Raw genomic sequence first — 26,760 nt, 5'->3', positions numbered from 1 at the left:
CAACCGCCTCCCACGCTCGCCGCCCCGCCCCCCCCCCCCCCCTCCCCCACACCCCCCCCCCCCCCCCCCCCCCCCCTCCCCCCCCCCCCCCCCCGCTTCTCGTTGGTGCTGTGCGAGGTCAGGCGCCGGCGGCCAGGCTGAGCGTCTGTCCGGCCTGGCGCTGGCGGTGCTCGTGGGCCTGGTCCAGGGTGGCGCGCAGCTGCTCGGCGACGGTGCCCGGGTCGGTGTCGGGGATGGTCAGGACGGGTTGGCCGGCGTCGAGGATGCGCCGTTATGTCCTGCGGTACTCGACGTTGCCGTCCGCGATCAGCGCGGCGGCTCCCGGGGACTTGGCCGCGGCGGTGGCGCACTCCTCGGCCCTGTTCTCGTATAGCTATGGCCCACGAACATGTAGCGCTGCGCGACGGGGTGTCGATAAGAACCGCGTCACCAGCAGCAAACGGCGGTGATCAGTCCTTGGATGGTGATCTTCCTGGGCTGGGCGGCTCGTACACTGACGAAAATGGAGGACCACACGGCCACCGGGATCGGTGCATGTCCGGCGCCCGTCTTGCGGGAGTACGTCGACTCGTATGTCGGCTTCGACCTCCGCGGGCTCCCGACGGGGGTGCACTGCGGCCCGCCGAGCCGCGCGCTCACTGCGGTGATCAGCCTGTCAGATCCTTTGGAGGTGGCGGCGGGCGTTGATGACGGGTCACCGGTCACCCGATTCGGCAGCGTGGCCGGCGGTCTGATGCGCCGGTCCGTCGCGATTCACCACGACGGACGCCAGCAAGGTGTTCAGGTATCGCTGACACCGCTCGGGGCTCGGGCCATCTACGGCATGCCCGCCGCCGAGCTCGCCCACCGACTGGTCCCACTTGACGAGCTTCTCGGAGCGCTTGCCGTCGAGCTGGTCGACCGGCTCCGATCGGCGACAACATGGGCGGCGCGGTTCACCGCGCTGGACGAATTGCTCCTCCGAGCTGTCGGCCGTGGCGCCTGCGGCGACCATGTGCGCTGGGTGCGCCCCGAGGTAGCCGAGGCGTGGCGCCGCCTCGTCGCCGCGCGGGGTTGCGTCCAGGTTGGTGCGGTCGCCGCGGAACTCGGCTGGAGCCGTCGGTACCTCACCGAGCGGTTTCGCGGTGAGGTGGGCCTGTCGCCGAAGACCTTCGCCCGAGTCTTGCGGTTCGAGCACGCGCACGAACTGGCGGCGGCGCAGGACCCGCTCCCGTGGGGCGATGTGGCAACCGTCTCTGGCTACGCCGACCAGGCCCATCTCGTTCGGGACTGGCGCGAGTTCACGGGCCGATCGCCGACGGCCTGGCGTCGCAGCGAAGTCCTCCTCGGAGCCGGGTAGCCGCCAACCGTCTGCCCGTCGCGTCGGCTTCTCTTCCCTTTTCTTCAAGACCGCCCGATCGCTGTCGTGGACGATCGTCGGCATGAGACTCGTCAACCACGAACGCAATGCCATGGACCTGCGGACCACCCCCGTGCACCTCGGACTGGGATCGAGAGCGAAACCCGTCGAGGGCTTCACCTGGGACCCGGAGGTGCTCCAGGCCTACAGCGCCGCGGTCGCGGCAGACGGCGCCGAGGGCCGGATGGTGATGATCTTCGACGGCGACGGGCTCGGAGACCATTGGGAGAGCCACCCTGCAGGCGACGAACTGGTCGTTTGCCTCAGCGGGTCCGTGACGGTCACCCGCGACGTGGACGGGGTGCCCGACCGCGTTCTGCTCGGGCCGGGCGAGGCCACCATCAACCCGGCCGGGGTATGGCACGTGGTCGACATGGAGGGGCCGACGTCCATCCTGGCCATCACTGCGGCCCTCGGCACCGACCACCGTCCTCGGACCGACACCCGCCCGACCGAACGCGTCGGCACGCCCAGCCCGGAGGAAGCGCCGTGACGACACGCATCGCGTGCCTCGGCGACAGCCTCACCCGCGCGCAGTTCAGCGTCGACTACCTGGATCTTCTCGGACGACGCCGCCCTCCCGGTGACGTGCAGCTTGCCCGTTTCGGCGCCAACGGCGACTTCGCCTACAACCTCTTGCAGCGCCTCGATACTGTCGTCACGAACCCACCCGATGTGATCACCGTGTTGATCGGGACCAACGACGCCCGAGCGAGCCTTGCCGGCTACCCCGTCGAGCAAGCCATGAAGCGCAAACAGCTCCCCGATCGCCCGTCGGCCGGCTGGTTCCAACAGTGCCTGGGAGCCGTCGTCGCACGGCTGCGAGCGGAGACCGACGCGACGATCGGTCTGCTGTCGCTACCGGTACTCGGCCAACAACTCGACGGAGCAGCGGCACAGGCATCGCAGGCGTACAGCCGGATGATCGCCGAGGTCGCCGCCACCAACGAGGTGGCCTACCTTCCGCTCCACGAACGCCAGATCGAGGAACTGCGCCAAGCGGACCCGCCACCGATTTCATACCGGGAGGTGCCGCCCGCAGCGGCCGTCGGCGTCCTCCTCCAGCACGCAGTGCTGCGCCGCAGCCTCGACACGATCTCGCGGCGGCGAGGTCTCGTGCTCACGACCGACCACATCCACCAGAACAGCCGCGGCGCCACCCTTATCGCTGAGGTCATCGACGCCGGTCTGCTGCCCCAGAGCGCGTAGCTGGTTCCGGCGCCCGGCCAGTCGGATGCCATCTACCGCGCGGAGGTGGCATCCGATCCAGGCGGTCAACGCCTACGACATCCGGCTCGTCTGGCTGCGTGACCACCGCGAGGGCACCTGGGTCACGGTCCCGTGGCGGCTGCTGTCGTCGACCGCGACCCCATTCGGCGAGCCGGTGGCTCTGTCGATGACGAGGAGCAGCGTTTCTCGGGCGGTTCGGGAGGCACTGCCCGTGCTGGATGTCGATGGCTTCGGGCAGCAGCTCGGTGCCGATCGGTAAGACACCGTGTGCTGCTCGTCCGAAGCCCGGGACAAAAGCGCTGGCTACGGGCGCAGGTTGCGGCCCCCGTCCCGCCGTTGCCGAGTACCGGCAGGCCCTTCCGTTCTGGCCCTGTTCTCGGCCGCCTCGACGCCGACCGTTTACTGCGGCATCTCTCACCGCAACCCTGAGCGTTACGCAGTGCTACACGCCACCTGGCCGTAGCTATCCCGGACGTCGACGATCAGCGCGGTGAGCCTTGCGTACACCTCGCCCCGGCGGCCGGAATGGCCCGCCGCAGGTCGCGGTGATCACGGTAGGGGCTCTGTCGCGGTAAATCCGGCATTTACTGCGGCAGTGTCAGGGGGGCGGGGCGGCGTGACGATCGAACCGGTGACCGACGTCGGGAGTGGGGGCGCGCTTCGGTTGCCGCGCGCTCGGGTCGTACCTCTGTCCGCCCCGCCCGCGTCGTACACTGCGGCGGACATGCCCGACAGCGACCCCCGCGGCCTGTTCAGCGACCGTGAGCTCCACCACCACAAGAAGCGCACCCTGTCGACCACCGGCATGAAAGCCCTCCTCGCCCAGGCCAAAGCCTCCCCGGACCTCTGGGTCGACCCCGACACCCTCGACGGCGACCCGCTACGCCCTGTGCACGCCAGCCGGTGTCGTCGACCTCAACACCGGCCTGCTGCGCAAGCCTGACCCCACCCGAGATTTCCACTCCCGCGCCACCAGCGTCGCCCCACAACAGATCGAGACCCAGCGCTGGCACCGCTTCCTTCACGACACCTTCGGGGGCGACGCCGAAGGCCGGGAAATGATCAACTTCCTGCACCTTGCTACTCGGCTACTCCATCACCGGCGACGTCGGCGCCCAGGTCCTGCCCTTCCTGCACGGCCACGGCAAGAACGGCAAGAGCGTCCTTCTCGACACCATGATCCAGATCCTGGGTGACTACGCGGACGCTGCACCACCCGGATTCCTCATGGCCGCGGGGCATTCTCCGAGCACTTCACCGAACTCACCGCACTCCACGGCCGTCGGCTCATCGGCTGCAGCGAACTCAAGCCCAACGACAAGGGGGAGAAAACGCCCCGCTCACAAAGGGGCCCCGCCGCCATAACAAGCACGCGCGCCAGACGTCGGTCCAACGCGAGAGCGTCGAGCTGTAGACGCAGTCGGCCTCCGGGCAGCACCGGGTGCGGAGCTGCGCTGCAGCGGTGAGTCGTGGCGTGGGCAGGTCGGACAGTGCTCTGGCCGTGGTCTGGGGTTCCATGGCAAGGGACCAGGGCATCTATCACCAGACCAAAGCGACCGCGCGGCCCGGACGGTTGTGGTGCGGTGGCCGGCAGTGGCGGCGTAGGCAAGCGACTGGTCCGCCTCACCACGTAGGACACCGTGTTAGAAGCCATCCGCTTACCGATCAACGGGCTTGTCTGGTCGAACAGAGGTGAACTGGTTGCAGGGCAATAGTCGCCGGAGCCGCTCTCCGATAACGTACCGACCAGATGGTACGGATGGGTGTGCCCCACGTGCCGTCGTGTGCTCGATGAACAGCAGCGTTTCATCCGCCACAGGACGGAGAGCCCCTCATGACGCAGAACACGGACCGCGACAGCCTGGCCCTCGCGCGCCAGACCTGGAGAACTCTCGAGCCCTACCACGGGGCTGTCTACTTCTCGCCCGAAGCCGCAGGCCAGTACGCCGAGTTGGGCGTCGACGCCAGGACGGGGTACTTCGCGTCCCGCTCCGCCGCGCTCGGCACCGCTCCGGCGGATCTGGTCATCGCCACGTTCTACAACTTCAATCCCCAACTAGTGCGCCGAGCCATACCCGCGGCATGGGAAGCCGCCACGCCGCAGCAGTTCGCCGCCGCCAGGCTCACCGGGATCGATACCACGCTCCGCCGCATCCTCGGAGCGGACGTCTCCTCACCGGCGCTGGCCCGCGCGGCGGAATTGGCCCGTACCGCGGCTGAAGTGACCGTGCGCCATCCACAAGGCCGCCCCCTCTTCGCCGCGCACGCCGCACTGCCGTGGCCGAGCGCACCCCACCTCGTGCTCTGGCACGCGCAGACCCTGCTGCGGGAGTTCCGTGGCGACGGTCACGTGGCGGCACTAGTGACTGCCGGACTGAGCGGGCTCCAGGCTCTCGTCACGCACGCCGCCACAGGCGACATCGACGCAGGGGTGCTGCGCGACTCGCGGGCATGGACGCCGGAGCAGTGGGGACAGGCCGTGCAGAACCTGCGTGAGCGTGGATGGCTCGACGACGGACCCCAGCTGGCCTTGACCGAGGACGGTAGGCGGCGCAGGGCGGAGATCGAGCACACCACCGACAGGCTGGCCGCCCTCCCTTACATCACGCTAGGTCCTGCCGCCTGCGCCGAACTTCGTTCGCTGGTGAGGCCGTTCAGCCTTGCGGTGGCCAAGGAGCTCCTGCCGTGGGCAGTCGACCGCCTCAGCGAAGAGAGCGCATGAGAGAAGAGAGCGAGGTCGGTAATTCTCGACGGCGGGTCCAACGTGTTCGGTCTGCGGCAGCCGCAGGAGTTCGCTGACGTTCACGCGGCCAGCTCCACGTCGTCCCGCCAGGTGGGGGTAGGGGTGGTGAGGCGGCGGAGCATGCCGGCGGTGGAGGCAGTGGGCCCGGGAGGCCGCGTTGTCGGGTCGGTGGTCGCAGTCGCGGGCGAGGTGCCGGTGCAGCATGAGGGTGCCGTAGACCTGTTCGACCACCCACCGCTTCGGTTGCGGGACGAAGGCCTTGCCTTCGTCGTCGGGGTTGCGTCGGACCACCTCGACGGTGATGTCCTTCACCGCCCCGTGGATGATCACGGCGTCTTCGAAACCCTGGTCGACCAGGACCTTTTCCAGGCGCATCCCGCATCGTTCGGCCGCCTGGTCCAGCAGGGCGATGCCGGCCTCGTTGCCGCCACCACGGCGAGCTGTCTGGCCTGTGCGGGTGTCGGTAAGCGGCGGTAGTGTCGCGGGTTGCGGGGGTTTGTGACGGTGAGAAGCCCGCTGTCGTGTCCTGGGGAAGTGATGTTGGATGGGGCTGTCGGGCGGGCAAGCCCCGCCGTACGTCGTAGGCGGCGGCGCTACGGCTGAAGCTTGGGCGGTGCTGCCCCCGGCGCCCCCACGCGCAACCCGTCCATCACCAGGTCGAGCAGCCGCGTGGCGCGTGGCTGCCAGTCGTCGTACGCGGCGAGCTGCCACACGCCGGCGATCGCGAGCAGGAAGTCCTCGGGGGTCACCCCCGGGCGTATCGTGCCGGCCTCCTCGTTCGCCTTCAGCAGGAGCGCGACGGCCGAGGTCATGGGGCCGCGGCTCAGGTTCATCAGGGTGCCGCCCGCGGTGGTGGCCTTGCTCAGCGCCTCGGCGAGGCCCGCCTTGGTCATGGCGTATTGGGGGAGCCGGTCCATCCACTCGCGCAGGGCCTGGTCCGGAGCGCGGGTCTCCAGCAGGTGGGCCGCGGTGTCGGCCACCTGCTGCACCTCGTAGCGGTAGACCTCCAGCACGAGCGCCTCGCGGCTGGGGAAGTTTCGGTAGAAGGTCCCCTGCCCGACACACGCCTTCTTCGCGATCGCGCTGAGCGGGGCGTCCGCCGAACGGGTCAGTTCCTCCAGCGCCACGGCCAGGATGCGCTCGCGATTGCGTTGCGCGTCCGAACGCAGGGGGCCGTCCTTCTTCTGCTGCACCCGTACTCCTCCGGAATCGCGGCCGGGTTCCGCCGTGGAAGTCGCGGCCGGACCACCCTTGCTAAACGGACAACTGTCCGCTAAGTTCATGCGTAACGGACAGCTGTCCGCTTGGACTCACGATAGCGGCAGTCGCGGCCTTTGTGGATGGCCGGAACCATTCAGCGACCGGTATTCACCCGCCCGCCCCACGTCCGAGGATCGTCCGTTCGACTTCGACGCGCACCACGAACGTGAAAGAAGGCTGACCATGGCCCCATTGACGTCCAGCGCCATCACGCTCAACGTCAACGGTGAGAAGTACACGCTGCCCGTCGACCACCGCACCACCCTGCTCGACGCCCTGCGCGAGCGTCTTGACCGGACCGGTACGAAGAAGGGCTGCGACCAAGGCCAGTGCGGCGCCTGCACAGTGCTGGTGGACGGCCGACGGGCCCTGTCCTGCCTGCAGTTGGCGGTGGCCACCGAGGGCCGTGAGGTCACCACCATCGAAGGGGTGGCCGACGGTGACGGCCTGCACCCGGTGCAGCAGGCGTTCCTCGACCTCGACGGCTTCCAGTGCGGCTACTGCACTCCGGGGCAGATTTGCTCGGCCATCGCGGTGATCGAGGAACACGCCGCCGGCTGGCCGAGCGCGGCGACCGCCGACGTGCGCCCCGAGGCGGGAACGCCCCCGCTCACCCCCGAGGAGATCCGTGAGCGGATGAGCGGCAACCTGTGCCGCTGCGGCGCCTACGTGTCCATCGTCCAGGCGGTCGCGCGGGCGGCGCAGGCCCATGCTGCCGGAACCACTGAGACCACCGAGACCGAGGAGGCCGCGGCGTGAGGGAGTTCGGCTATCAGCGCGTCTTCGACGTCCACGGGGCGGTCGCCCTGCTCGGCGCCGACCCGGACGCACGCTTCCTCGGCGGCGGCACCAATCTCGTCGATCTGATGAAGGCAGGCGTGGAGCGGCCCGCCCGCCTCGTCGATGTGCGTGAACTGCCCCTGGACGGGATCGTGTCGACGCCGGACGGCGGACTGCGCATCGGTGCGACCGTCACCAACAGCGATCTCGCCGCCCACCCCGAAGTGCGACGACGCTACCCGGCACTGACGCAGGCCGTCCTGGCCGGCGCCTCGGGCCAGCTGCGCAACATGGCGACCGTGGGCGGAAACCTGCTCCAGCGCACCCGCTGCGGTTACTTCACCGACCTGACGAAACCGTGCAACAAGCGTGCCCCGGGCAGCGGTTGTCCCGCCGTCGAGGGCGAACACCACAACCACGCGATCCTCGGCGCCTCCGAGCACTGCGTGGCCACGCATCCCTCGGACATGGCGGTGGCGCTCACCGCGTTCGACGCGGTCGTCTCGTACGAGACGACGGACGGACCGGGGGAATCGGCGCTCGCGGAGTTCTATCTGCCCGTGGGCGACACCCCGCATCTGGAGACCGCCCTGCCGCCGGGCGCGCTGATCACCGCCGTCACGCTCCCGCCGAACCCGGTCGCGGCCAACTCCCGCTATCGCAAGGTGCGAGAGCGCGCCTCGTACGCCTTCGCGATCGGCTCCCTCGCCGCCGCGCTGGACGTCCAGGACGGCGTCGTACGAGAGGTGCGTCTCGCCCTCGGAGCGGTGGCGTCCCGGCCGTGGCGGGCCCGGGAGGCCGAGCGGCTGCTGACCGGAGGCCCGGCGACGGCCGAGGCGTTCGCCGCCGCCGCGGACGCCGAACTGGAAGCCGCCGAAACGCTGCCGAAGAACGGATACAAGGTGCCGCTGGCGCGCAATCTCGTCGTGGCCGTGCTGACCGAACTCGCCGAGGAGGCCGCCCGATGACCACGACCACCCCGCCCGGCGCGGTCACGAAGGCCATCGGCACCGCGCACACCCGCGTGGAGGGCATCGCCAAGGTCACCGGCGCGGCCCGCTACGCGGGAGAGGTCCCGCATCCCGAACTCGCCCACGGCTGGATGGTGTTGTCCACCGTCGCCCGCGGCCGGATCCGTTCGGTGCAGGACACCCGGGTCCTGGAGATGCCTGGCGTCGTCGCCGTCCTGCACCACGGCAACGCCCCCAGGGTCGACGGGAACTACGCGGGCCCGTTCGGGCCGCCCGACCCGATTCTCCAGCCCCTCCAGCACGACCGGGTGCCGTATGTCGGCTGGCCGGTGGCGCTGGTCGTGGCCGAGACCTCCGAGCAGGCCAGGGAGGCGGCCGAGGCCCTGGTCGTCGAGTACGACGTGGAGCCGCACGACGTCGAGTTCCACGCCGGGTACCCCGACGCGTACCTGCCGGAGGGCCCCACGACGGAGATGTCGAAGGGAGACCTGGAGGCCGAACTCGCCGCGTCCGCCGTCGTCGTGGACGCCGAGTACAGCACGCCGGAGGAGCACCACAGCCCGATGGAGCCGCACGCGGCGACCGCGCGCTGGGAGGACGGCCGGCTCGAGGTGGTCGACTCCAACCAGGGCAGCAGGTTCGTGGCGGACGAGCTCGCCCAGATCTTCTCCCTCGACCCCGGCTCGGTACGCGTACTGTCCGAACACGTCGGCGGCGCCTTCGGAGCCAAGGGCACCCGCCCGCACCTGGTCCTCGCCGCGATGGCGGCGACCGTTCTGCACAGGCCGGTCCGGGTCGTCACCACCCGCCGCCAGATGTTCTCCCTGACCGGCTACCGCAGCCCCACCGCACAGCGCGTCCGGCTCGGCGCCGACGCCGACGGACGGCTGCGCGCGCTCGACCACCAGGGCGAGTGCCTCACCTCCACCAACCACGAGTTCGTCGAGCGCAGCGCCGACTACGGGCGTTCGATGTACGACGCCGACGCGCACCACACCGTCAACCGTGTCGTACGGCTCGACGTGCCGACCCCCACCTATATGCGTGCGCCGGGCGAGGCGCCGGGCTCGTTCGCGATGGAGTCCGCGCTGGACGAACTCGCCGAGAAGTGCGGCCTCGACCCGATCGTGCTGCGCACCCGCAACGAACCGGACGCCGGCCCCCTCTCCGGCCTGCCGTTCAGCAGCCGCAACGTCCTCGCCTGCTTCGAGGAGGGCGCCCGCAGGTTCGGCTGGGCGGACCGCGACCCGCGCCCCGGCGTGCGCCGCGAGGGCCGCTGGCTGCTGGGCACCGGCACGGCCGCGGCCACGTTCCCCGTACTGGTCGCCCCGTCGACGGCGTCCGTGACGGCGGAGGCGGACGGCACCTTCACCGTACGGATCACCGCGGCGGACGTCGGGACCGGAGCGCGCACCGCGCTGACCCTGGTCGCCGCGGACGCGCTGGAGGTGACGCCCGAGCGCATCCGGGTGCGGATCGCGGACAGCGACTTCGGCCAGGCGATCCTGGCCGGCGGTTCGATGGGCACCCGTTCCTGGTCCTGGGCGATCGTGGCCGCGGCAGCCGGCCTGCGGGAGCGGCTGGCACTCGCGGACGGCATTCCGCCGGAGGGCATCACGGCGCGCTCGAACACCGCCGAGGCCATCGGCAGGCTGACGAGCAAGGAGCGGTACTCCTTCGGCGCGCAGTTCGCCGAGGTCGCCGTCGACGTCACCACCGGCGAGGTCCGGGTACGGCGGATGCTCGGGATGTTCGCGGCGGGCCGGATCGTCAACCCGCTGACCGCGCGCAGCCAGTTCGTCGGCGGCATGGTCTGGGGCCTGTCCATGGCGCTCCACGAGGAGGCGGTCCGGGACCGGGCCACGGGTGGACACGTCGGCGCGGACTTCGCGAGCTACCACTTCGCCGCGAACGCGGACGTCCCCGTCATCGAGGCGGACTGGGTGGACGACCCCGACCCGGACGACCCGGTCGGCATCAAGGGCATCGGCGAGATCGGGATCGTGGGAGCCGCGGCGGCGATCGCCAACGCGGTCTGGCACGCGACCGGCGTACGCCACCGGCACCTGCCCATCCGGCCCGACCGCGTCCTGATGGCCGGCCGACATGCTTGACATCGCAATCGAACTGCACCGGTGGGCGGCGGAGGGCCGTGACTTCGCCGTGGCCACGGTGGTGGCCGTCGGCGGCAGCGCTCCCCGCCCGCCGGGCGCGGCGCTCGCCGTCGACGCCGACGGCACGGCCGTCGGCTCGGTCTCCGGCGGCTGTGTGGAGGGCGCGGTGTACGACCTGTGCGTCCAGGCGCTCCAGGACGGCCGCGCGGTACGGGAACAGTTCGGCTACAGCGACGAGGACGCCTTCGCGGTGGGCCTGACGTGCGGCGGGGTGATCGACGTCCTGGTCACCCCGGTCCGTGGGGACGCGCCGTACCGGCGGGTGTTCGAGGCGGCGCTCTCAGCCGCCGCCGGTGGGGAGACTGCCGCGGTCGCCCGCGTGGTCCGGGGCCCGGACGGACTGCTCGGCGGCGCACTGCTGGTCCGCGTCGACGGGGCGTACGAGGGCGGTCTCGGCGGCGATCCGCGGCTGGACCGGACGGCGGCCGCGGAGACCCGCGCGCTGCTGGACGCCGGTCGCACCGGAACGGTCGACGTCTCGGAGGACGGCTCACGCTGCCCGGGCGGTGTGACGCTGTTCGTCGAGTCCAGTGTGGAACTGCCCCGCATGATCGTCTTCGGGGCGATCGACTTCGCGGCGGCGCTCGTGCGGACGGGCAAGTTCCTCGGCTACCACGTGACCGTCTGCGACGCCCGCCCCGTCTTCGCCACCCGGGCCCGCTTCCCCGAGGCCGACGAGATCGTGGTCGACTGGCCGGACCGCTATCTGCGCAGCACCGCGACCGACGCCCGCACGGTCCTGTGCGTGCTCACTCATGACGCCAAGTTCGACGTCCCGCTGCTGGAGGAGGCGCTGCGGCTGCCGGTCGCGTTCGTCGGCGCCATGGGCTCGCGCCGCACCCACGAGGACCGCAACCGGCGGCTGCGCGTGGCGGGTGTAACCGAGGAGGAGTTGGCCCGTCTGCGCTCCCCGATCGGCCTCGACCTGGGTGCCCGTACGCCGGAGGAGACCGCCCTGTCCATCGCGGCCGAGATCGTCGCGGCGCGCCGGGGCGGGTCGGGCATACCGCTGACCGGCGCACCGACCCCGATCCACCACGACCGCCCCGAAGGCCCCGGTCGGGTGACCGCAGTGACGTCGGCGGCCGGATGACCTCCTTCTCGTCCATCTACGCAGTGCCGAGGCGACGCTCACGCCAAAACCGATAAAGGGCCCAGCCGGTACCGAATACAGCGCCTGTCCAGACGGTGGCCTCTGCCACGGTTGCGGGCAGTGACGTGAACAGGCCGCCCAAGACGGGGCCCTCGCAGGCCCATCACCGAGCTCCAACGGGTCTTCGCGGACCCGAACGAGGTTGCCGAGGCAGCCGAGCAATCGGTGTGTCACCGGCGACCGCCCACCGGCGAGTTCCTGTCCGGGGAGCGTGTGGTGCGCGGTGTCGGGGTGGACTGGGGTCCGGTGTTGGAGGTGCAGGTTCCGCTGCTTCACCGGGCCCCAGCTAGGAGGCCTGGTGCCCGGGAAGGTGGTGGTTACACCGTTCGCCTGGAGGGATGTCCTGATGCTGGACATGCCTGTGGGCCCCGGATGTTTCCGGGGCCCACAGGCCGGCTGCTGGTTGGTGACTACCAGCGATACCAGCGGCCCTTGCGGCCGCCGGTATCCGCGGAGCGCATGACGAAGCCCAGAAGCCAGACGACCAGCACGATGACGGCGATCCACCACAGCGCCTTCAGCGCGAAACCCGCACCGAAGAGGATCAGAGCCAGCAGGAGAACGAGAAGCAGTGGAACCATAGTTATCAACCTCCGTCGCTCCTCGTGCCCGGGGTGCAGGAGAACATACGGTCGATTTCCCTGGTTTCTTCACCGATCTTACGGGCACTTGATCCACTTTCTCCACCGGTACGTGGCATCGCAGGAGTCACCGGCACGGTCTTGCGGGCGCTGATGCCCGGTCCCTGGCTGGAGTTGAGGATGGCCGTGACGGGCGGCGTGGACGCTGCTTCCTTCCGTGCGGTGCGGCGCCCCTCCCATCCGGAGCCGCGTTCCGGCCAGGTGAACGGCGGCCTCGACCACACCTGCGACCACGGCCCGACGACAGTCACGGTCGGGCGGGCGTAGGCGGTGAGCTCCGCGTGAACTGCGCCTGACCGGTGGGGAGTGGTATTCGCCCTACGACGACCGTGTGTTCGACGCTTCGCGGGGGCTGGACATCGACCCCCTGGTCCCGCTCGCCGAAGCATGGGACTCCGCCGCCTTTGCCTGGCGCGCAAGAACATGAGGCCTACGCCAACGACCTGAGAGACGAGCGGGCGCTGATCGCGGTGTCGGCCGCTTCGAACCGTTCGAAGGCTGATCAGGACCCGGCCACCTGGCTGCCGCCCGCGGAAAGCTACCGCTGCCGGTACGTGACCGACCGGGTGGCCGACAAGATCCGCTGGGGCCTGAGTATCGACGCCACCGAGCAGACAGCTCTGGCCCGTGTTCTGGAGGCTTGCCCCGCTGAGACAGTGACGGTCGTCCTGGCCCGGTGAGCCTGTCGCCGCACGAAGGTGACCATCCTGGACGGCTGGGGCCCGCCGGACTCCGGCGCGCGAATCGGTCAGGTCCGCACCGGCCTCCCGCCTCATGGGCCAACCAACGCCACCTGCATCAAGCTGGACAACGCCGTCCTCCGCGACATTGAGCTCGACCAGATCATCGGCTGGCCCCTCACCAAGTGGGCGGCCGATGGCCGAGGCGCATGAACCTGGCTCCACTCATCAGACCTCCTTGGAATCGATCATCTAGGGAACCGGGAGGCGCTCTACCGGCGGACCGCCGAGATCAGTCCGCCGGGCCGCTCCTCGCGCTGTGGCGGGGTGCTGATCGGGCGACCGTAGGCGGCAGCGCGCTCGCGCAGAGTGTGGCTGTCGGCCTCCCAGCCGTGCCCGGCCAGCCAGCCCACCGGGTCGTCGGGCATCTCCGAGACCCACATGGACGCCGCCGATCCCGGCGCGGCGTCCGCGCCGAAGCGCTCGATCACGCCGCGCGAGCCCAACGTCAGCCCCATCCGACTGCCTGCCGCCGACTGCGCGCTGATCCGGGCCAGCAGCAGCTCCACCGCGTCCTCGGGCAGATAGATCAGCAGTCCTTCGGCGATCCACGCGGTTGGCACCGCCGGGTCGTGCCCTGCGGCGGCCAGCGCGCCTGGCCGTCCTCCCGCAGATCCACCGCGACGGTGATCCGCTCGCAGCGAGCGACGGCCCGCTCCTGGCGCAGCACCGCAGCCTTGAAGTCCAGTGGCGCGGCGGTGTCGACCTCGAACAGCCGGGTGCCCTCGGGCCAGTCCATCCGGAAGGCCCGGCTGTCCATGCCGGCGCCGAGCAGCACGACCTGCCGGACCCCGGACGCGGAGGCCTGCTGCAACACGTCGTCGAGGAACTTCGTCCTGATGACGATGGAGAACGCCACGCCCAGCCGGCGGCGTTGCGCGGCCTCGTCACCAGGCAGCGGCGGCGAGGAGGGCCACAGGCCGCCGGTGGCGGCGAAGCCTGTGCCAGTGGGTCGCGGAACAGCGCGTTCTCCCGCTCGGTCTCCAGCGCCCGCACCCTGGCCACCCCCACCGCCGTGGCCCACACTCCCGACGGCTGCACCCGCTCCTGCTCATCCGTCACCGCGCCAGCCTACGGCCTGTCCGACGGGTCAGGCCCTGGTGCCTGTCCAACAGGGCTTCGGGCTTGCGCTTTCCGTTGCGGCAACTTCTACGGTCATGTGTGTGGCCGGAGAGACCGGCCCGGCGAGGGAGGCACCGTCAATGGCCTGGTCGATCGCGGAGGTGGCGCGGATGTCCAAGGTGACATCGCGGACGCTGCGGCATTACGACGAGATCGGCCTGCTGCCGCCCGCATGGATCGGGAGCAACGGGCACCGCTACTACGAGGAGGCCGATCTGCTGCGGTTGCAGCAGATCCTGCTGATGCGGGAGCTGGGCCTGGGGCTGCGCGAGATCCAGGCGGTCCTGGACAGCAAGCTCGACCAGGTGGCCGTGCTCCGTGAGCACCACCAACGGCTGCTCGCGGAACGGGACCGGCTGGAGACGCTGGCCCGTACGGTCGGCCGCACCATCGCCGAACTGGAAGAAGGTAAGGACAAGGGCCACATGGCGAAGATCAACAAGCCGGAGAACCTGTTCGAGGGGTTCCAGGCCCCCTCCGAGGCCGAGGCCGAGGTACGGGAGCGGTGGCCGCAGGCGTGGGAGCAGTCCCGGCAGGCCGTCGAGGCGATGACCCCCGAGGACACGGAGCGCTGGCAGCGTGAGGTGACGGCGCAGATGATCCGTATGGCGGAGTTCATGGTGGCCGGCACGCCGGTGTCCGACCCTGCGGTACAGGCCGAGGTGGACGCCAACTACCAGGGCATCTGCCGGTTCTGGACTCCAACCGCGGCCGCGTACAAGGGAGTGGGCCAGACCTATGTCGACGACCCGCAGATGCGGGCCAACTTCGACAAGATCGCCGACGGTCTCGCCGTCTACCAGCGCGATGCCATGACCGTGTACGCCGATACCCGGCTGAGCTGACCGCACGCGCCTGAGGGCTGTTCGGCCGGTCATGAGCGCAGCCAGAGCGAATGGCTGCGACGGTCCCGGTGCCGTGGAAGATGTATGCCCTCTTATCGAATCGGGTGGCGACGGCACGGAAGCCCTCGAGGGCATTGATCGTTCGCTCGACTTCATTCCTGCGCTTGTAGAGCGACTTGCCGAAGCCGGTGGGCCGACCGCCCCGGCTGCCACGGTGCTGCCTGTCGGCCCGCTGGCTCCTCGGTTCGGGGATGGTGTGCTTGATCCGGCGCCTGCGCATCGAGATCGTCTGCCGCGACCGCGCCCCCTTCTATGCCGAAGGTGCCACCCGAGGCGCCCCACAGGCCCTCCAGGTCGCCGACCGGTGGCACCTCTGGCACAACCTGGGAGAAGCCGCCGAGAAGTGCGTCTACCGGCACCGCGGCTGCCTGCGCCCTATCCCGACACCGCCGGACGAACAGCAGGAGGAGGCGGAGCCGACTGCGTCATCGCCATGGCCGACGGGCCACCGCTTCGCCGAACGCACCCGTGGCAAGCATGCCGCAATCCACGCGCTCCTGGCGGCCGGTCACAGCAAGCGGTCCGTCGCCCGGCAGCTCGGCATGGGACTTAACACCATCCTGCGTTTCTCCCGCGCCGCTACCCCAGAGGAGCTGTTCACCGGGCAGTGGCAGAGCCGCGCGACCAAACTCGACGCCTACAAGCCTTACCTGGACCAGCGTTGGCAGGAAGGCTGCACGAACGCCTGGAGACTCTGGGAGGAGATCAAGGAGCAGGGCTACCCGGACGGCTACGGCAGCGTCCGCAACTACCTGAGCAGGACCCTTCGCCGCAAGCCACAGCCGGTTGGGCCCCGGTCCCCATCGACCCGCGCCGTCACCCGGGCAATCCTCACCCACCCGACGCCCTGGCCGAGGGCGACCGGCTCCACCACAAAGCCGCCCTGGCCAACTGTCCCGACCTGACCCTACTCGCCAAGCACGTGCGCTCGTTCGCCCACATACTCACTCACCTGCAAGGCGACCAACTGCCGGCATGGATTGAAGCGGCCACCGCCACCAGCGAGCTGCCCAGTCTCCGCCGGTTCGCCCAGCACCTCGAACGTGACCTCGACGCCGTCGTCGCTGGCCTCACACAGCCCTGGAACTCCGGTGGCGTCGAGGGCCACGTCAACCGGATCAAGATGCTCAAGCGCCAATTGTTCGGTCGCGCAGGATTCGAACTTCTGCGCAGACGAGTCCTGTTGGCGTGACAGATCGTAGAAGCGGACACATGGTCGCCGCCAGCCAGGGCAAGAGGGAATGCCGGTACAACGCCGACAGTAAGACGCGGTACGTCAGCTGAGCCCTAGGGAGGCCGGTTTGTTCGAAGGATTCAAGACAGCGCAGATCGATGTCGGTCCGGCTTCCGTCTTCGTCCGCTTCGGTGGGGACGGCCAGCCAGTGGTGCTGCTGCACGGTCATCCCCGCACATCGGCGACGTGGCACCGGGTCGCTCCACTGCTAGTACGAGCCGGCCACACGGTAGTGTGCCCGGACCTGAGGGGATACGGGCGCTCGAGGGGACCGCGTTTCACTACGGATCACGCGGGCTACTCCAAACGCGCGGTCGCTGGGGACGTGGTGGCCGTGATGCGCCACCTCGGCCATCGCCGATTCGCTCTCGTTGGACACGACCGCGGAGGAAGCGTGGCGCTGCGCCTGACCCTCGACCATCCCGAGATCGTCTCCCAGGTGGCTTTCGCGGACTGCCTGCCGCTCACGGAACACCTGTCGCGGATCACCGTCGAATTCGCCACCCAGTGGTGGCACTGGTTCTTCTTCGCGCAACCGGGCATCCCCGAGCGCGTCATCACCGCCGATCCTGACAGCTGGTACCGCGGCGACCCCAAGACGATGGGACAGGAAAACTACGACGAGTGGCGGCAAGCCACACGCAATCCCGACGTGGTAAGCGCGATGCTTGAGGACTACCGCGCCGGCCTCACCATCGACCGACAGCATGAGGAAGCCGACCGCGCCGCCGGTGCGCGCATCGCTTGCCCGACGCTAATCCTCTGGTCGCTTCAAGACGACCTGGAGGACTTGTACGGAGACCCCCGCGCAATCTGGCGCCGCTGGGCCAGCAACGTCCGCGGCCACGGCATCGACTCCGGACATCATGTCGCCGAACAAGCGCCCGAAGCACTGGCCTCTGCACTTACTGACTTCCTTCAACCAGGTCCAGGCCACAAGTAGTGGCCGATCACGGAGCCCGGCCACAAAAGTCACGACAGAAGATGGGCCGCAGCGAAACTCACTCAACGTGCGCACACCACAGGAAGTGGACCAGAGCCCAAACTCGTGCACAAAGCCAGCTCGGGCGCGCACTGCGGCTGTCCGGCCTGCGGTATGCGGTTGCCGGGCAACGGCCGGCCGACAGTAACGACGAGCCGGGTGTCGGCGTCGATGACGACCTGGTGATTGGTCGAGTACCGGTAGTTCTTGGACTGCTCGGCGATGCTGTGGTCGCGGGTGGGAACCAAGGCGCCGTCAACGATCAACACGGCGTCCTTGCGGAAGCGCTTGCGCTGCTGCAGGGCGAGCAACGGCCCGAGGTGGTCGATGATGCGGTCGGCCGCAGACTTGGAGACCCCGAACAGCGGCGCGAGCTGCCGCATGGTCAGGTTGGTCCGCCAGTACGCGGCGACCAGCAGGACCCGATCCTCGAGAGCAGGCTCCACGGCCGACCCTTGCGGACCGGGTCCGCGACCTCCCGACGCAGTGCCGTGATCAGCTTGCCGAACTGACTCATGCTCAACCCGGTGAACGGGGCTATCCAGGACGACTCCGACGCCGTGATCACACCAGCCACGCCGAGATGTTCTCACCCATGTACGGCTGCCTACGGCACCCGTCAGTCGGGCAGGTTGCCGTCGCCGCCCAGGTTGGCGACCATACGTCGCAGGACGTTGACTGTGGTCACGAAGTCGGCCGTATCAATGCCTTCGTGCATCTGCTGATGTACGCGCAAGTTGCGCTCCCTGGCCCGCAGCCGCCCGTCCTCTCCTGCCTCGGTCAAAGTCATGAGCCCTGCGTCCTCCGTCAGCCAACCGCGGGCGACAAGGTCATCGAAGACACTATTGAAGTCGATCCCGAGGTCCTCGTACTTCGCCAGCCGCTCGATCAACATTGCGCGGGTCCACTTACCCGGCTCCCCGGCAACGTGGTTGAGCGTCCACCAATGCGGCTGCGTGAGATCCTCCACCGCTAACTGCGCACGGAGGGCACCGACCACCTGCCGGTATGCCTCGCCAGTCCATGAACCGATGGGCTGAGCAGCCAACTCCTCCTGCGAGTACTCCCTGAGCGTCACGCTCACGTGCCCCTCCTTCTCGTGATCGACAGAACGCGATCACCGTAGACCCTCAGGTTCAGTTGAGGTCAAGGCGTTTCAGGGCCCGTTCACAGCATCACGCGAGGCTGAACCCCGAGGGGCGCGGCCCACCTCAGAGAGCACTAACGGGACAGCCCTTAGTAGGGCTTGGTCAGGTGCGTTCGTCGGTGGCGTGTCCGGTTGAGGGGCTGTGTCGTTGACCGGGCATGACGCCTGAGGAGTTGGATGAAGTCCGGTGCCGTCTGGAGGACTTCGCGGCGGATGTGTTCGAGCCGTTCGCGCGGGCGGATCAGCGTCGGTGGGGTGGGGTGTATCTGCGGGGTCTGCTGCTGGACGGGCAGCGCAAATCGGTGGAGCCGATGGCCGCCCGGCTGGGTGAGGACGGCAACCGGCAGGCCCTGGCCCACTTCATCACCACCAGCCCGTGGGATCCGGCGCATGTGCGGGCCCGCATCGCGTGGAAGATGGTTCCAGCGATCAGCCCGACCGCCCTGATCATTGATGACACGGGCTTCCTCAAGGACGGCGACGCCTCGGCGTGTGTGTCGCGGCAGTACACGCCGGCAAGGTCACCAACTGCCAGGCGGGCGTGTCCATGCATCTGACAACGGACACCGCCTCGGCAGCGGTCGACTGGCGCCTGTTCTTGCCCGGGAGCTGGGATCCCGCCTCGCCGCAGGCCGATCCCGCCAAGGTGGCCCGCCGCGAGCGGTGCGGCATCCCGCCGGACGTCGGCCATGTCGAGAAGTGGCAACTGGCCCTGGACATGATCGACGAGACCCGGTCCTGGGGCGTCGATGTCCCCCTGGTTGTGGCCGACGGTGGCTACGGAGACACCGCAGCCTTCCGGATCGGCCTGGAGGAACGCGGGCTGCACTACGTGGTGGGCAGCTCGACCACCGTGACGGCCCACCCGCACGACGCGACAGCGCACACCCCGCCCCACAGCGGCCGCGGGCGCCCACCCCAGTCGGCTTGTCCACAGGCGCCGAGGAGCGTGAAGGAGCTGGTCATCGCTGCGGGGAAGCGGGAGGCCCGGCTGGTGCAGTGGCGGGAGGGCTCCCGCCCAGGCAGCGGCCGCAGCGGGTTCAAACGCATGTACTCGCGGTTCGTGGCACTGCGGATCCGGCCTGCGGGACGCGAGATCCGCAAGGCCGTCCAGGGGGCCGAGCTGCCCGCCTGCCGGCTGCTGGCGGAGTGGCCCGCCACCGAGCCGGAGCCGGTGCAGTTCTGGCTCTCCAACCTGCCCGAGGACACTGCGCTCACCACGCTGGTGCGGCTGGCCAAGCTGCGCTGGCGGATCGAGCACGACTACCGCGAGATGAAACAGGCCCTGGGCCTGGCCCACTTCGAGGGCCGCACCTGGAACGGATGGCACCACCACGTCACCCTCGTCTCCGCCGCCCACGCCTTCTGCACACTCCAGCGACTGGCCCGGACCCCAAAAAGAGACGGCGCCGGCCTGAGCCTCTACCAGGTCGTCCGCGACATGCAGTTCCTCCTCGCGGTCTGGACCGGCGCCTGCCCCACCTGTCACCGCGACATACCCACGGCGATACCAACCTGACCAAGCACTACTAGGGACAGGTCCCGGACTTCCTCGGCTCTCTACATCACGGGCCCCTGCCAGGCTCGAAGGCCTTCGTCTACCCGGTCGGGTGAAGACGCCGCGAACGCAGAACCGTCACCGGCGCAGGTGCGTGGTACCAGGCATGAGCCGATCAACGAAGCGCATGTGGCGGAGCCGGGGCTGGCCGTGGCGGACGTCGCGGCCTGTGACGACGAGACCGTCTTCGCCGTCCAGGAACTGCTCGCCGCGCACTGGACCATCGCAGCGGCCGACCGTACGACCCGGGATCCGGGGCAGCCCGGCGTACGGCTGCGCTGCTTCCTGGACACGCGGCAGGAACCCAACTCGTAGCGCCACGGCCCTCCCCGCGCCGGCCGCGGCGATCGTGCACTGATCTGCGGTGTCTGGGCACCAGGCGGCGGAGCGGCTCGAACACGCGCTTCTCTGCCCTGCGCCGGCCCCACCGACCAGTGCACCGACCGACCTGCGGCTGGCTGCCCTTGTGCTGACGGTGCACGACTCAGGTGTTGGCGGCCACGGCACGGACATGGACGTCCTCGCCCGCCTGTGCGGGCATTCCCCTCAGCAGACCGGAGAAATGCTGGACCGGCTGGTGGCTGTCCGCGCGCTGACTTCCCGGCATCACAACCGGGAGGCCGATGAGGTGGTCTGGCAGCAGCCGTCGCAGTACGCGCTCCCCCGTCTCACCGTCCGCAGGCCCGCCTGAGGCCTACCCTAGGTTGAGGGAAGATCAACAGGCAGAGTCTAGGAGAACAACTTGCTCCGCTTGTCCGTACCATCTACGGGCAGGTCTTTGCTCGGGGGGTTCAGTTCCACCGTCCCGGACACATCAGGCCGTAAAGCACACCTGCTTGCAGGCTCTGCGCGTTTGCCCTGAACCGAGAAAGGTTGTGCGCCAAATGTCTGAGAACACCTCCATCACCGAACTGACAACGCAGTACACCGCTCAAGTGACCGCCGACCTCGAACACAACGCCAAGGAACAAGAACGCATCGGCGGTGAAATCGCTGTGCTGCAGGAGAAGTTGGCCGCCCTCCAGCGTGACCACACAGTGCTGGTCAGCATTCAGCGTGCGATCGATGCGGCACCGGCTCCCGCTGAACGTGCGGCCGGATCCGACAGCGCTGCGGTGCCCGCCCCTCGCGAGGAGCCCGCCGGGCAGATCGCGAGCGGCAGGCGGCAACGGACGAAGAAGGCCGCCGCCGGGCCCCGTCGCGCCACGGCTGACAAGCCGACTGCCCGTAAGAGCGGAGGAAAGTCCGCCGCGCCGATGAAGGCGGCGCAGCCGACGCTGGTCGACTTGGTCCGTCGCCATCTCGCGGAGCAGAGCGAACCGCGTTCGGCCGCGGAGGTCGCTGCGGCCCTCGGTCAGGCCCATCCCGAACGCGGTATCAAGGCGAACGTTGTGCGCACCACGATCGAGGGACTGGTGGCCAAGAGCCAGGCTCAGCGCACCAAGCAGGGTGCATCCGTCTTCTACACCGCTCCTGACGCCCCGGAACAGGCCGGCCAGGGTAAGCAGCAGCCTGCACCGGCTGATGCCTGACAGCGCCGCGGCGCACTCCTTCCACCGTACCGCCCCTGTCAGGACTCAGAGCAGCCTGTGGTGGAGATCGCGGCGGCCGATGACGAGACCGCGCTCGCGGTCCAGGAGTTGCTCGCCGCGCGGTGCGCGATCGCGCCGACGGACCGTACGACCCGGGAGCCTGGCGAGCCCGGTGTGCGGCTGTGCTGCTTCCTGAACCTGCACGAGGCGCCCGACGCGTAGGCCGGCGGCCGGACGCTGGCCGTCCTCGTAATTCCATCGGCCGTCACCCATGCCGCACGTCGGAGGATGGGCGGGCTGATCACTTCCCGTCCTGGTCCGCTTTCGAGGGGTTCTTCATGGGGTGCCGGGTGGCGTCGGACTACCTGGGGCTACGGTAGCCCGTCGTCCCGCCCCCATGTCGGCTTGCGGCGCTGCCCCAGGTCGCGCCCGGGTGAAGTCGCCGAACGTACGTTGGCCGCAGTGCGCGGAGAGTCCGTGGACCCACCTTGCGCACTGCGGTCGCTCTCGGGTTCGGCTTGGCTCAGTAGCCGAGGGCCTCAACGTGAGGCAGAGTTTCGGCGTACGCGTCGTGCCCGAGCTTCCCGATGGCGTTCAGCCCAGCCAGGTACGTCCTCAAGCGCCCTTCGCCGATGAACCATTCGTTGGCCTTCGGCCGCCGGCACTGCTCGTGCCTCGGCCGGGCCGAGGTCGCCGCGTCCCGTAGTACGGACCGGCGCTGGGCTGCCGCTCAGGTGCGGTAGGCGTAGTAGAACGAGTTCGGGTTGGACGCCACGATGCTGGGCAACGACCGTCGGTAGGTGTCCAGGGAGTGGTAGGTGAGGTACGGGACACCGGTGGAGCCCCGGTACGTGGTCATCAGGGTGTGATCCTTCTCCCCGTCCCGGTTGAAGTCCATCTGGAGGACGTCACCCTTGTCCATCTGGTAGGCGTATTTCAGCGCGGTCGTCCGCTTGGCCGTCTGGGCGAACCAGGACCACTCGTTGACGCCCACCCAGGTGTCGGACTGGTCCCTCGAGCCGTACCACCAGGTCCCGTAGGACTCGCGGGAGCTGTTGATCTTCTTCCAGCCACCCGCGTTCAGGGACTGGCTCAGGAAGTTGGTGCAGTCGCCGCCTCCCCGGGCCCGGGCGAAGCTCCGGTAGGACGGGTTGTAGTTCTTCCAGTACTTCTCGGCGTACTGGGCCATCGCGTTGTAGTCGTACGCGCGGCCGGTGAGCTTCTTGGGCTTGGCCGGCGCGGGGTAGGCGGTGGACGCACGGGGAGCGTCGATGACAGCGCCCGGCCGTACCGGCACCGACGCGGCGGCCGGCGCGGGCTCGTTCACCGGGCGGGGCCCACTGTCCGTCAGCCGGATGCCCGACAACTTCCAGGTGCCGTCCGGCTGCGCGGTGAAGGTGAGGTCGTGGTGCGCCGTGAAGCCCGTCGTCGGCGGCTCGTCACCTCGGACCCTCTTGTACGTCAGTACGGTGGTCTCCGTGACGGAGACCGTCGCCTTTCGCCCCCGTATCCGGGTCGAGTCGACCGTCACCCGGGAGTCGGCGGCCGTGTAGGCCTCGTCCAGCGCGGCGAGGCGGGAGCGGGTGCCGTGCAGGGCGGACAGGGCCCGGTCCTCGGTGCGGGCCAGGCCTGCGGTCAGGTGCACCCCGCCCACGGGCTTCACCGCCGTGCGCGCCGTCCGGCCGTGGTCCAGCAGAGCGTTCGTGCGGTCCGTGAACACGGCGTCGGCGACGCGGCCGAAGGCGTCGACGGTCGCCCGGTTCACGGTGGGTGCCGGTGCGGCGGCGTGCGCGGCCGACAGGGGCAGCAGCGCTGTGGAGACGGCCACCGCCACCGCGGCCGGACAGCCGCGGCGCAGCATTCTTGATCTCACTGGGATTCTCCTTGCCCGGGTTGGTCGGACACCGGGCGAGGGCATCTTTACATGTCCTCCTCAACTTTCGCGAACACGCCACCGCGGTCGGCCGGTTGACGAGACTCGCACGTCAAGCGCCGGGCGTTAGGGTGCCGACAGCCCGCCGTCCCCGCCGGGCACTGTCACGTTGGCTGACCGGTGGGATGATCTTTGGGTTGATCAGCCTGGGAAGGGTCGTCCGTGGGGAGCGCGTCGCTTTCGTACAAGGGGCACCGGTACCCGGTCGAGGTCATCTCCCACTGCGTGTGGCTATACCACCGCTTCCCGCTGTCATTCCGCGAGGTCGAGGAGCTCATGCTCGAGCGCGGGATCGTCGTCTCCTACGAGACGGTCCGCCGCTGGTGCGGCAAGTTCGGGCAGACCTACGCAGGCGCCCTGCGCCGCCGGCAGCCCCAGTCCGGGGGCAAGTGGCACCTGGACGAGGTCTTCATAAAGATCAACGGGCGGTTGCAGTACCTGTGGCGGGCCGTCGACCAGGACGGCAACGTCCTCGACATCCTCGTGCAGAACCGCCGGGACAAGGCCGCGGCCAGACGCTTCTTCCGCAGGCTGATGAAGAAGACCCGCACGCCGCCGCGGGTGATCGTCACAGACAAGCTCCGCTCCTACGGCGCCGCCCACCGCGAGGTCATGCCCTCCATCGAGCACCGACAGTCGAAGTACCTCAACAACCGGGCCGAGAACAGCCACCAGCCAACCAGGCAACGCGAACGGGCGATGAAAGGCTTCCGCTCCGCGGGCGGAGCCCAGCGGTTCCTGTCCGCGTTCAGCGGCATCGCACCCCACTTCCGGCCCCGCCGTCATCTGATGGCCGCACACGACTACCGGGCCGAGATGACCGTCCGCTTCGCGATCTGGGAGCAGATCACCGGCGCCGCCGGCCTCTCCACCACGGCCTGGGCACAGCCCGGAACCGGGCTCCACCACGCCACGACGCACCATCAGACACCTACCCACCCAACAACGTGACAGCGCCCTCTCCGCAGTTCGAGGCCGTTCTGGACCGCATCCGGGTCCCCCGGCTGGGCCCGGGCCGACCGCGCACCCGGCCCCGGCGGGTGCGCGCCGACAAGGAATACGCCTCCCGCAAGAACCGCGCCTACCTGCGCCGGCGCGGCATCCGCTGCACCATCCCCGACAAGGCCGACCAGGCCCGCAACCGCAAGAAGCGCGGCTCCCGCGGCTGCCGGCCGCCGAAGTTCGACAAGGCCGACTACCGCGAACGGCACGCGGTCGAGTGCGGCATTAACCGCCTCAAGAGGCACCGCGCCGTGGCGACGCGGTACGACAAGCTCGCGGTACGCTACGAGGCGACCGTCCTCGTCGCGGCCATCAACGAGTGGCTGTGACCAGCACTTTCACGAGTTAGTCGACGATGGCGTCGAGCTCTAGCTCCACGAGCCAGTCGGCGTCAATAAAACGCGATACTTCGACAAAGGTGCAGGCTGGACGGACTGATGCGAACCGCTCTCCGTGCGCTCGCGCTGCTTCCTTCCATCGAGTCACGTCCGTGAGCATGATGCGGGTCCGCATGACATCCTCCAGCGACGCCCCGGCTTCCTTCAGCGCGGCCTCGGCGATATCCAGGCACCTCACAGTCTGCGCATAGACGTCACCTTGCCCCACCGTCGTCCCGTCGTTCCCGATGGGCGCGGTGCCGGCAACCGCGACATGCTTCCCTTTGCGGATCGCCCGGGAAAATCCGATTTGAGGCTCAAGCGGTGAGCCAGAACTGACCATCCGTCGAACAGGTTCCATCACGCCATGCTCTCAGAGCGCAGCGCTTTCGATACGCGCCCTAGCAGTAGCCGTCCACCCTGGAGCCTGCTGGAGCGAGGTTGGGCCAGGGATGTCCTGCTCTGTCGGAGGCGGAGGACCGTAGGAGGTCAAGGAGAGTGCACCCCGGGTACCCCTGAAAACTCGCGTAGGTGCCCCGGTAGTAGCAGTTCCAGTAGCTCACGACCCGTCGTTGAGTGCGCGCGAAGAAGGCCGGGTTGTCCACGATGAACTGCCCGTAGGCGAGGTGTCCGCAGGTGCCGGGCGTGGCTAGAACACGGAGCTCATCACAGATGACGACCAGGATCTCCAAGACGTACTCGCCAACCAGCTGCACGACGAAGGGGACGAGCCATGGGTCCGTGGAACCAACGACTTTCTCCAGGTGACGCTGCCTGACCACCCCGTCGCAGTGCCTTGAGTACAGGCAGTGCAGAAGCTGTTGTTGGCGCGACGAAAGCGACGCCACCGTGTCAGTTGGCGGCTCGTCGTTGTAGAGGCGCCCGGGGATCAAAACCTGCTGGCCCTCTACAGCGACCGAGAACGAGGCATGCGGCTGGAGCCGAGAATCAGGCATCACCGCCAGGACTGCCTCGGCATCGCTTGCAAGCTCGGCTGGGAACGCCGTGATCAACGGATTGCTGCGGTCGGAAAGCGGCTGCACGAGCCGAGCATAGGCAGATGGCTCGGCCAGGTAGCCGGCATTAATGGCCCCACACCCGCTCACCCCGGCGAAGGTATGCCGTCAGAGCACTGGTAGGACTCCGTCAGGTCTGTCTCGCGGTCCTGTTTGGGGGCATGTTGGGGGTGTGGACGCACATGAAGTGAACCGTGCTCGGGCGAAGTTGGCGTTATTCGTAGCTGATGTGTTCGCGTCGGTGCCGCGCAAGGATCAGCGGGCGAAGGGTGACTGCTATCTGCGGGGGCTGATGCTGGACGAACTCAAGAGCCAGAGCAACCTAACGGAGTCCTACTGGTGCTGTGACCGGGATGGTTCACCGTGGTCGGGAGACGGCTCACGGGACGAGCGCGGTCCGCAAGGCGACTGGTATTACTGGTGCATGCAGGAAGAGACCGCGCGGTCCGCGATCGACACGTTCATCTCCGCGTTCAACGCCTCGGACGACAGCTATGTGACTGCGCTGCTCTCCCAGGCCCTAACCTCGGACGTGGTCTTCTGGGGACCGTTGGGCCGCAGTGAGGGGATCGAGGCGGTCGAGCGGTTCGTGCTGGACATCCGGCGCCACCCCGCGGGGACCGGCACGATGGTGCGCTGTTCGGCGGTGGACATGCCGGACGAGTGGGCCCGGTACCAGTGGGTCTTCACGACGCCGGATGGAGGCCCCCGCCTGGCGGGAACGGACGTCGTCCATCTGCGGCGGAGCCTCATCGACCAGGTCATCGTCTTCGCGGGGCAGATCGAGCCGTCCGCCTCCTGAGTCATTCTCCTCTGGCGCCGTCCTTCTCCTGAACCGGCCCGTTCGGGGCTCCGGGTCTG

26 protein-coding genes and 9 pseudogenes are annotated in these 26,760 nt (G+C 69.0%); 25 read left to right on the top strand and 10 right to left on the bottom strand.

The features are described from left to right. The first annotated feature begins 502 nt into the window (after window positions 1–502). The 6 genes and pseudogenes from AC067M_RS38230 to AC067M_RS38205 all read left to right on the top strand — a co-directional run bounded on the left by AC067M_RS38230 (window position 503) and on the right by AC067M_RS38205 (window position 5,351). Window positions 503–1,339 carry a helix-turn-helix domain-containing protein gene (locus AC067M_RS38230; RefSeq protein WP_478701608.1) on the top strand — a complete coding sequence of 279 codons (837 nt, stop codon included), beginning with the start codon at window positions 503–505 and terminating at the stop codon, window positions 1,337–1,339. An 82-nt stretch (window positions 1,340–1,421) separates the two neighbouring features. Next, the gene (locus AC067M_RS38225) at window positions 1,422–1,892 is read left to right on the top strand and encodes a cupin domain-containing protein (protein WP_478701604.1); all 471 of its coding nucleotides are present in this window, start codon (window positions 1,422–1,424) and stop codon (window positions 1,890–1,892) included. Further along, on the top strand, window positions 1,889–2,608 hold the full coding sequence (locus AC067M_RS38220; protein WP_478701603.1) for an SGNH/GDSL hydrolase family protein: 720 nt from the start codon (window positions 1,889–1,891) through the stop codon (window positions 2,606–2,608). Before AC067M_RS38225 ends, AC067M_RS38220 begins: the two co-directional genes overlap by 4 nt. A 25-nt stretch (window positions 2,609–2,633) precedes the next feature. Then, the gene (locus AC067M_RS38215; protein WP_382224516.1) at window positions 2,634–2,888 is read left to right on the top strand and encodes a hypothetical protein; all 255 of its coding nucleotides are present in this window, start codon (window positions 2,634–2,636) and stop codon (window positions 2,886–2,888) included. A 456-nt stretch (window positions 2,889–3,344) separates the two neighbouring features. Continuing rightward, a pseudogene (locus AC067M_RS38210) lies at window positions 3,345–3,963 on the top strand (DNA primase); the annotation flags it as partial. Window positions 3,964–4,463: 500 nt separating this feature from the next. After that, the gene (locus tag AC067M_RS38205) at window positions 4,464–5,351 is read left to right on the top strand and encodes an SCO6745 family protein (RefSeq protein ID WP_478701602.1); all 888 of its coding nucleotides are present in this window, start codon (window positions 4,464–4,466) and stop codon (window positions 5,349–5,351) included. Window positions 5,352–5,431: 80 nt separating this feature from the next. Here the strand turns inward: AC067M_RS38205 and AC067M_RS38200 are convergent. Both AC067M_RS38200 and AC067M_RS38195 read right to left on the bottom strand, forming a co-directional pair. Beyond that, window positions 5,432–5,795 (bottom strand): annotated as a pseudogene (locus tag AC067M_RS38200) (transposase family protein); the annotation flags it as partial. Between the two features lie 170 nt (window positions 5,796–5,965). Continuing rightward, on the bottom strand, window positions 5,966–6,565 hold the full coding sequence (locus tag AC067M_RS38195) for a TetR/AcrR family transcriptional regulator (RefSeq protein ID WP_478701601.1): 600 nt from the start codon (window positions 6,563–6,565) through the stop codon (window positions 5,966–5,968). A gap of 250 nt (window positions 6,566–6,815) precedes the next feature. Here AC067M_RS38195 and AC067M_RS38190 point away from each other — a divergent pair, with 250 nt between their 5' ends. The 4 genes from AC067M_RS38190 to AC067M_RS38175 are packed head-to-tail and all read left to right on the top strand — an operon-like array spanning window position 6,816 to window position 11,650. After that, complete coding sequence (locus AC067M_RS38190; protein WP_478701600.1) at window positions 6,816–7,391, top strand: (2Fe-2S)-binding protein; 576 nt, start codon at window positions 6,816–6,818, stop codon at window positions 7,389–7,391. Next, window positions 7,388–8,380 carry an FAD binding domain-containing protein gene (locus AC067M_RS38185; protein ID WP_478701599.1) on the top strand — a complete coding sequence of 331 codons (993 nt, stop codon included), beginning with the start codon at window positions 7,388–7,390 and terminating at the stop codon, window positions 8,378–8,380. The genes AC067M_RS38190 and AC067M_RS38185 overlap by 4 nt, the downstream gene beginning before the upstream one ends. Beyond that, a complete protein-coding gene (locus AC067M_RS38180; protein ID WP_478701598.1) occupies window positions 8,377–10,497 on the top strand; it encodes a xanthine dehydrogenase family protein molybdopterin-binding subunit in 2,121 nt (706 codons plus the stop codon). Before AC067M_RS38185 ends, AC067M_RS38180 begins: the two co-directional genes overlap by 4 nt. After that, entirely contained in the window at window positions 10,490–11,650 is a 1,161-nt protein-coding gene (locus AC067M_RS38175) for an XdhC family protein (protein ID WP_478701597.1), read from the top strand. The genes AC067M_RS38180 and AC067M_RS38175 overlap by 8 nt, the downstream gene beginning before the upstream one ends. A 470-nt stretch (window positions 11,651–12,120) precedes the next feature. On the opposite strand, the gene AC067M_RS38170 is transcribed toward AC067M_RS38175, so the two are convergent. After that, window positions 12,121–12,291, bottom strand: a complete 171-nt coding sequence (locus AC067M_RS38170) for a DUF5670 family protein (RefSeq protein WP_030933194.1) — start codon at window positions 12,289–12,291, stop codon at window positions 12,121–12,123. Between the two features lie 180 nt (window positions 12,292–12,471). Here AC067M_RS38170 and AC067M_RS38165 point away from each other — a divergent pair, with 180 nt between their 5' ends. From AC067M_RS38165 to AC067M_RS38155, 3 genes are all read left to right on the top strand, one after another. After that, on the top strand, window positions 12,472–12,618 hold the full coding sequence (locus AC067M_RS38165; protein WP_478701596.1) for a hypothetical protein: 147 nt from the start codon (window positions 12,472–12,474) through the stop codon (window positions 12,616–12,618). Window positions 12,619–12,755: 137 nt separating this feature from the next. Beyond that, on the top strand, window positions 12,756–13,031 hold the full coding sequence (locus AC067M_RS38160) for a GmrSD restriction endonuclease domain-containing protein (RefSeq protein ID WP_478701595.1): 276 nt from the start codon (window positions 12,756–12,758) through the stop codon (window positions 13,029–13,031). 18 nt (window positions 13,032–13,049) lie between these two features. Further along, complete coding sequence (locus AC067M_RS38155) at window positions 13,050–13,244, top strand: hypothetical protein (RefSeq protein WP_478701594.1); 195 nt, start codon at window positions 13,050–13,052, stop codon at window positions 13,242–13,244. Between the two features lie 59 nt (window positions 13,245–13,303). Here the strand turns inward: AC067M_RS38155 and AC067M_RS38150 are convergent. Continuing rightward, a pseudogene (locus AC067M_RS38150) lies at window positions 13,304–14,117 on the bottom strand (class I SAM-dependent methyltransferase). Between the two features lie 176 nt (window positions 14,118–14,293). Here AC067M_RS38150 and AC067M_RS38145 point away from each other — a divergent pair. Then, on the top strand, window positions 14,294–15,058 hold the full coding sequence (locus AC067M_RS38145) for a MerR family transcriptional regulator (RefSeq protein ID WP_478701607.1): 765 nt from the start codon (window positions 14,294–14,296) through the stop codon (window positions 15,056–15,058). 29 nt (window positions 15,059–15,087) lie between these two features. Here AC067M_RS38145 and AC067M_RS38140 read toward each other — a convergent pair. Next, window positions 15,088–15,254, bottom strand: a pseudogene (locus AC067M_RS38140) (IS5/IS1182 family transposase); the annotation flags it as partial. An 82-nt stretch (window positions 15,255–15,336) separates the two neighbouring features. Here AC067M_RS38140 and AC067M_RS38135 point away from each other — a divergent pair. Continuing rightward, window positions 15,337–16,310: pseudogene (locus AC067M_RS38135) on the top strand (ISL3 family transposase); the annotation flags it as partial. A 109-nt stretch (window positions 16,311–16,419) separates the two neighbouring features. Continuing rightward, window positions 16,420–17,295 (top strand): alpha/beta fold hydrolase, encoded by an 876-nt coding sequence (locus AC067M_RS38130; protein WP_478701593.1) that lies wholly within the window; start codon window positions 16,420–16,422, stop codon window positions 17,293–17,295. 155 nt (window positions 17,296–17,450) lie between these two features. On the opposite strand, the pseudogene AC067M_RS38125 reads toward AC067M_RS38130, so the two are convergent. Together AC067M_RS38125 and AC067M_RS38120 are read right to left on the bottom strand one after the other, a co-directional pair. Then, window positions 17,451–17,911 (bottom strand): annotated as a pseudogene (locus AC067M_RS38125) (helix-turn-helix domain-containing protein); the annotation flags it as partial. Between the two features lie 42 nt (window positions 17,912–17,953). Continuing rightward, window positions 17,954–18,418, bottom strand: a complete 465-nt coding sequence (locus AC067M_RS38120; protein ID WP_478701592.1) for a MarR family transcriptional regulator — start codon at window positions 18,416–18,418, stop codon at window positions 17,954–17,956. A gap of 221 nt (window positions 18,419–18,639) precedes the next feature. Here AC067M_RS38120 and AC067M_RS38115 point away from each other — a divergent pair. The 5 genes and pseudogenes from AC067M_RS38115 to AC067M_RS38095 all read left to right on the top strand — a co-directional run. Beyond that, window positions 18,640–19,880 (top strand): annotated as a pseudogene (locus AC067M_RS38115) (IS701 family transposase); the annotation flags it as partial. Between the two features lie 249 nt (window positions 19,881–20,129). After that, window positions 20,130–20,354 carry a DUF6207 family protein gene (locus AC067M_RS38110; protein ID WP_478701591.1) on the top strand — a complete coding sequence of 75 codons (225 nt, stop codon included), beginning with the start codon at window positions 20,130–20,132 and terminating at the stop codon, window positions 20,352–20,354. Between the two features lie 49 nt (window positions 20,355–20,403). Beyond that, window positions 20,404–20,730 (top strand): hypothetical protein, encoded by a 327-nt coding sequence (locus AC067M_RS38105; RefSeq protein ID WP_478701590.1) that lies wholly within the window; start codon window positions 20,404–20,406, stop codon window positions 20,728–20,730. Window positions 20,731–20,923: 193 nt separating this feature from the next. Continuing rightward, window positions 20,924–21,571: a hypothetical protein gene (locus tag AC067M_RS38100; protein ID WP_478701589.1), complete on the top strand. Its 648-nt coding sequence runs from the start codon at window positions 20,924–20,926 to the stop codon at window positions 21,569–21,571. Between the two features lie 57 nt (window positions 21,572–21,628). Next, window positions 21,629–21,793 carry a DUF6207 family protein gene (locus tag AC067M_RS38095; protein ID WP_478701588.1) on the top strand — a complete coding sequence of 55 codons (165 nt, stop codon included), beginning with the start codon at window positions 21,629–21,631 and terminating at the stop codon, window positions 21,791–21,793. 508 nt (window positions 21,794–22,301) lie between these two features. Here AC067M_RS38095 and AC067M_RS38090 read toward each other — a convergent pair. Beyond that, window positions 22,302–23,444: an amidase domain-containing protein gene (locus tag AC067M_RS38090; RefSeq protein WP_478701587.1), complete on the bottom strand. Its 1,143-nt coding sequence runs from the start codon at window positions 23,442–23,444 to the stop codon at window positions 22,302–22,304. 222 nt (window positions 23,445–23,666) lie between these two features. On the opposite strand from AC067M_RS38090, the gene AC067M_RS38085 reads away from it, so the two are divergent. Both AC067M_RS38085 and AC067M_RS38080 read left to right on the top strand, forming a co-directional pair. After that, window positions 23,667–24,455: an IS6 family transposase gene (locus tag AC067M_RS38085; RefSeq protein ID WP_478701586.1), complete on the top strand. Its 789-nt coding sequence runs from the start codon at window positions 23,667–23,669 to the stop codon at window positions 24,453–24,455. A gap of 8 nt (window positions 24,456–24,463) precedes the next feature. Further along, a pseudogene (locus AC067M_RS38080) lies at window positions 24,464–24,835 on the top strand (transposase); the annotation flags it as partial. 16 nt (window positions 24,836–24,851) lie between these two features. Here AC067M_RS38080 and AC067M_RS38075 read toward each other — a convergent pair. Both AC067M_RS38075 and AC067M_RS38070 read right to left on the bottom strand, forming a co-directional pair. Then, window positions 24,852–25,244: a RidA family protein gene (locus AC067M_RS38075; RefSeq protein ID WP_478701585.1), complete on the bottom strand. Its 393-nt coding sequence runs from the start codon at window positions 25,242–25,244 to the stop codon at window positions 24,852–24,854. A gap of 40 nt (window positions 25,245–25,284) precedes the next feature. Next, window positions 25,285–25,926, bottom strand: a complete 642-nt coding sequence (locus AC067M_RS38070; protein WP_478701584.1) for a hypothetical protein — start codon at window positions 25,924–25,926, stop codon at window positions 25,285–25,287. Window positions 25,927–26,071: 145 nt separating this feature from the next. On the opposite strand from AC067M_RS38070, the pseudogene AC067M_RS38065 reads away from it, so the two are divergent. Together AC067M_RS38065 and AC067M_RS38060 are read left to right on the top strand one after the other, a co-directional pair. Next, a pseudogene (locus AC067M_RS38065) lies at window positions 26,072–26,200 on the top strand (IS701 family transposase); the annotation flags it as partial. 123 nt (window positions 26,201–26,323) lie between these two features. Continuing rightward, on the top strand, window positions 26,324–26,701 hold the full coding sequence (locus tag AC067M_RS38060) for a nuclear transport factor 2 family protein (protein ID WP_279569481.1): 378 nt from the start codon (window positions 26,324–26,326) through the stop codon (window positions 26,699–26,701). Window positions 26,702–26,760 lie beyond the last annotated feature (59 nt).

It is taken from the genome of Streptomyces sp. NPDC043427 (assembly GCF_056436655.1).
This window is presented reverse-complemented; position numbering and strand designations above follow the sequence as displayed.